The sequence below is a fragment of the Pseudomonas sp. P5_A2_2 genome, from assembly GCF_054177685.1.
Window position 1 is genome coordinate 1 of sequence record NZ_JBGCUL010000342.1, and the last position, 4,523, is coordinate 4,523.

4 protein-coding genes are annotated in these 4,523 nt (G+C 60.0%); 2 read left to right on the top strand and 2 right to left on the bottom strand.

The annotated features are described in order from the left end of the window. The coding region (locus ACXRVY_RS17850; protein ID WP_458237888.1) for a GGDEF domain-containing protein at positions 1 to 573 on the top strand (573 nt) is incomplete at its 5' end. Between the two features lie 138 nt (positions 574 to 711). On the opposite strand, the gene dacB is transcribed toward ACXRVY_RS17850, so the two are convergent. Then, positions 712 to 2,172: a D-alanyl-D-alanine carboxypeptidase/D-alanyl-D-alanine endopeptidase gene (dacB, locus tag ACXRVY_RS17855; RefSeq protein WP_458237889.1), complete on the bottom strand. Its 1,461-nt coding sequence runs from the start codon at positions 2,170 to 2,172 to the stop codon at positions 712 to 714. Positions 2,173 to 2,406: 234 nt separating this feature from the next. Between dacB and ACXRVY_RS17860 the strand changes: the two genes are divergently transcribed. Beyond that, positions 2,407 to 2,751 carry a YggL family protein gene (locus ACXRVY_RS17860; RefSeq protein WP_007971486.1) on the top strand — a complete coding sequence of 115 codons (345 nt, stop codon included), beginning with the start codon at positions 2,407 to 2,409 and terminating at the stop codon, positions 2,749 to 2,751. A gap of 112 nt (positions 2,752 to 2,863) precedes the next feature. Here the strand turns inward: ACXRVY_RS17860 and ACXRVY_RS17865 are convergent, their stop codons facing one another. Further along, positions 2,864 to 4,078, bottom strand: coding sequence for a benzoate/H(+) symporter BenE family transporter (locus ACXRVY_RS17865; protein ID WP_458237890.1), 1,215 nt, complete (start codon positions 4,076 to 4,078; stop codon positions 2,864 to 2,866). Between the last annotated feature and the right edge of the window lie 445 nt (positions 4,079 to 4,523).

Sequence of the window (4,523 nt, forward strand, 5' to 3'; positions counted from 1 at the left end):
GAGGAACTGCCCGGTGGCGGCGTGCTGTGGCACGGCTACGTCTCGGACATTTCCGATATGAAGCGGGTGGAGGAAGAGTTGCGCGCGTTGTCGGTCACCGATTCGCTGACCGGTATCCACAACCGGCGCTATTTCCAGGAGCGCTTGACCACCGAAATGGCCCGGGTGGAGCGCGGCGGTGGGGATCTGTCGGTGATCATGCTCGATATCGACCATTTCAAACGCATCAATGACCTGCATGGGCATGCCATCGGTGATCGGGTGTTGCAGGCCGTGTGCCAACGGATCGGTCACCGGCTGCGCCGGACCGATGTGTTCTGCCGCCTGGGCGGTGAGGAGTTCATGGTGCTGTGCCCGGATATCAGCGGCGAACATGCCTTTGTGTTGGCCCGGCAATTGTGGCAAGGCTTGCGCAGTTCACCCATTGACGATGTAGGTACGGTCACCGCCAGTTTCGGGATTGCCAGTTGGCGGGCCGGGGAGGGCGCCGATGCCTTGCTGTTGCGCGCGGATTCGGGAGTTTACGCGGCGAAGCAGGCGGGAAGGGATCGGGTAGAAGGGGAGATGAATTAACCCGGGTTGCACGCTAACCCTGTGGGAGCGAGCTTGCTCGCGATAGCAACAGTTCAGTCAGTATTAATGTGACTGACACTCCGTCATCGCGAGCAAGCTCGCTCCCACAGTGGATCTCTGTAGTTCTCAGGGGCCGGGTTACAACACCGAAGCCGTCTGCGGCAGTTTCGGTTGGCGGTACAGGTCGAGCAGCACCTGATCGAGCACCGAAGAGGCGCCAAACGGGGCCTTGTCGTTGAGGATCGCCACCACCACCCAGGTGTTGCCGTTGACGTCGCGACTGAAACCGGCGATCGCCCGCACAGTGTTCAGGGTGCCGGTCTTGACGTGGGCTTCACCGCGCATCGCAGTGGTCTTCAGGCGCTTGCGCATGGTGCCGTCGGTGCCGGCAATCGGCATCGAACTGATGTACTCGGCGGCATACGGGCTGTGCCACGCAGCTTCGAGCATCGAGGCCATTTCCCGGGCGCTGACGCGCTCGGCACGGGACAGGCCGGAGCCGTTCTCCATTACCAGATGCGGTGCGGTGATGCCCTTTTTCGCCAGCCACTGACGCACGACGCGCTGGGCGGCCTTGGCGTCGTCACCATCGGCATCGGTGCGGAAGCGTTGGCCCAGGCTCAGGAACAACTGCTGGGCCATGGTGTTGTTACTGTACTTGTTGATGTCGCGGATGATTTCCGCCAGGTCTGGCGAAAACGCCCGGGCCAGGACCTTGGCGTCTTTCGGTGTTGGCGCCAGCACATCCTTGCCCTGAATGCTGCCACCCAGTTCCTTCCAGATCGCGCGGACGGCGCCAGCGGTGTAGGTCGCGTGGTCGAGCAGCGACAGGTAAGTCTGCGAGCTGCAGCCTTCACCCAGCTGACCGCCGACCGTCACGGTCATGCTGCCGTCGGCCTGTGCCACCGGGTTGTAGCGCACGCCGCCGGTGCACTGTTTGGAATTGAGGGCCTTGACCTGGTTGTCGATACGGATGGTCGCAATCGGCGGTTCCACCGAGATCAGCACCTTGCCCGAGTCATTGCGCGCGACGAAGCGCAGCGCCTTGAGGTTGACCAGCAGCGAATCGGGTTTGACCAGGAACGGTTTGTTCTCGTCGTTGCCGTCGTCATTGAACTCCGGCAATTGCGGTTGCACGAAGAAGGTTTTATCCAGCACCAGGTCGCCAGTGACCTGGGTGACACCGTTGGCACGCAGGTCGCGCATCAGCAACCAGAGTTTTTCCATGTTCAGCTTCGGATCGCCGCCACCCTTGAGGTAGAGGTTGCCGTTGAGAATGCCGCCACTCAAGGTGCCGTCGGTGTAGAACTCGGTTTTCCACTGGTGGTTCGGCCCGAGCATTTCCAGGGCTGCGTAGGTGGTGACCAGTTTCATGGTCGACGCCGGGTTGACCGACACGTCGGCGTTGAACACTGTCGGGGTGCCGGGGYCGGTGAGCGGGATCATCACCAGCGACAGGGCGTTGTCCTGCAACTTGCTGGCTTTCAGGGCTTTTTCAACGTTGGGCGACAACGCGGTATTGATTGGAGCGGCGGARACGGAGAGGGCCAGGGGGAGAAGAAAACCGGCCAACAGCAATGGACGCAAAGATCTGATCATCTGAAATAAAACCCTACAGTCGAGGGGAAAAAAGATGAGGGCATGGAGATAAATTCCCTCAATGGTCATGAAAGTGTCGGCATTATGCCCCAAGGTGTCACAGCTTGTGCCGTGCGCGGGCTGTCTGATCGGCTATTTTTTTACCGACGGTAGGCATCGTGGCCCAGAGAGTCAGGCAATCGGCGGCTTAAACTGCTAAAGTGCCGGCCGTTATTACTTAAGAGGATTGTTTCAATGGCGACTAACCGTTCCCAGCGTCTGCGCAAAAAACTGTGCGTCGATGAATTTCAAGAGCTGGGTTTCGAACTGAACCTGGATTTCAAAGAAGATTTGGCTGATGAAGCCATTGATGCTTTCCTCGATGCGTTCCTCAAAGAAGCCATGGAAGCCAACGGTCTGGGTTATGTTGGCGGCGACGACTACGGTCTGGTTTGCCTGCAGAAGCGTGGCTCGGTCAGCGCTGAACAGCGCGCTGCCGTTGAAGCCTGGCTCAAAGGCCGCACCGAGCTGACCAGCGTTGAAGTCAGCCCGCTGCTGGACGTCTGGTACCCGGAAAAGCCGATCAATCCGGTAGCTTGATGTTCCAGTAAAAAACGGCGACTCAAGGGTCGCCGTTTTTTTTGCTTTTTTTGTAGGAGCGAGCTTGCTCGCGATGAACCTGAGAGCGCTGCGGGGTCTCAGGTTTCCAGCGTTATCGTTGACGACCATCGCGAGCAGGCTCGCTCCTACAGGTCAGGATCAGCAGAGTCACCACCCCCGCGACAATCCCCCAGAACGCCGAACCGATGGAAAACAGCGTCAGCCCCGATGCCGTGACCATGAAGGTGATCAACGCTGCTTCACGTTCCTTCACTTCGCTCATGGCGATGCTCAAGCCGTTGATGATCGAGCCGAACAGCGCCAGCGCCGCAATCGACAGCACCAGCTCCTTGGGCAGCGCGGCAAACAATGCCGCGAGCGTCGCGCCGAACACCCCGGCGATCCCGTAGAAAATCCCGCACCAGACGGCTGCGGTGTAGCGCTTGTGGCGATCCTCATGGGCGTGCGGTCCGGTGCAGATCGCTGCGCTGATCGCCGCCAGGTTGATCCCGTGGGAGCCGAACGGTGCCAGCAGCAAACTGGCGATGCCGGTGGTGGTGATCAGCGGCGAGGCAGGCACCGTGTAGCCATCGGCGCGCAATACGGCGATACCGGGCATGTTTTGTGAGGTCATGGCGACGACAAACAGCGGGATGCCAATGCTGATGGTCGCGGCCAGGGAGAAGTGCGGCGTGGTCCAGACCGGCGTCGCCACCTCCAGGTGAAAACCGCTGAAGTCCAGCAGCCCCATGAAGCCTGACAATGCCGTGCCGATCAGCAATGCTGCCAACACCGAATAGCGTGGCGACAGGCGCTTGACCACCAGATAAGTGACAAACATCCCCAGTACCAGGGCGGTGCGGTGTTGCGCTGCGACGAAAATCTCGCTGCCGATCTTGAACAGGATCCCCGCCAGTAGGGCGGCGGCCAGGGATGCGGGAATCTTTTTCATCAGCCGTTCGAAGCTGCCGGTCAGCCCGCAAATCGTCACCAGCACCGCGCAGGTAATATAGGCACCAATGGCTTCGCCGTAGCTCACGCCGCCCAGGCTGGTGATCAGCAGCGCGGCGCCGGGGGTCGACCAGGCAATGGTTATCGGCGTGCGATAGCGCAGGGACAGGCCAATGGAGCACACCGCCATACYGATCGAGATGGCCCAGATCCACGAAGAAATCTGCCCGCTGCTCAGGCCCGCCGCTTGCCCGGCCTGAAACATCAGCACCAGGGAGCTGGTGTAGCCGGTCATCATGGCGATGAATCCGGCGACGATGGCCGAGGGCGAGGTGTCGGCCAACGGGCGGAGCTGCGTTTGGGTGGCGTCGTTCATGACGGATGGTGTTCCTTTTACAAATGAAGATGTCCGCGGCAACGTCTGAACCCCTGTGGGAGCGAGCTTGCTCGCGATAGCGGTGGATCAGCCAACAGGAGTGCTGAATGTGACGCCGCCATCGTCGGAACGCCGCCCGGAGCAAGCTCGCTCCCACAGGGATCGCGTTACAAAGGCGGATTCTACGAACAAGCCTAAACTCAAAAGTAACCAGACGTTGCAATACAGCCGTAGCAACATTCAGCCGTACAGTCGTGTTGGCACTAACCATTGTGTACAATCACAGTGTTATTTACGCGATACTTGCCAGCGACCCACCGTGCCGTAATACAGTCACCGTCAATTCGCCGCAGTTCTTCCGACTCGAGTGCCCATGAACGAACAGTTGCAACCCCTAAAGAAACAACCGCGAGCAGGCAAAGCCGGCCGTAGCGGCACCCAGGAC

Coding starts and splice junctions, on each gene's coding strand:
- ACXRVY_RS17860 (WP_007971486.1), top strand. CDS start 2,407: ATGGCGACTAACCGTTCCCAGCGTCTGCGCAAAAAACTGTGCGTCGAT.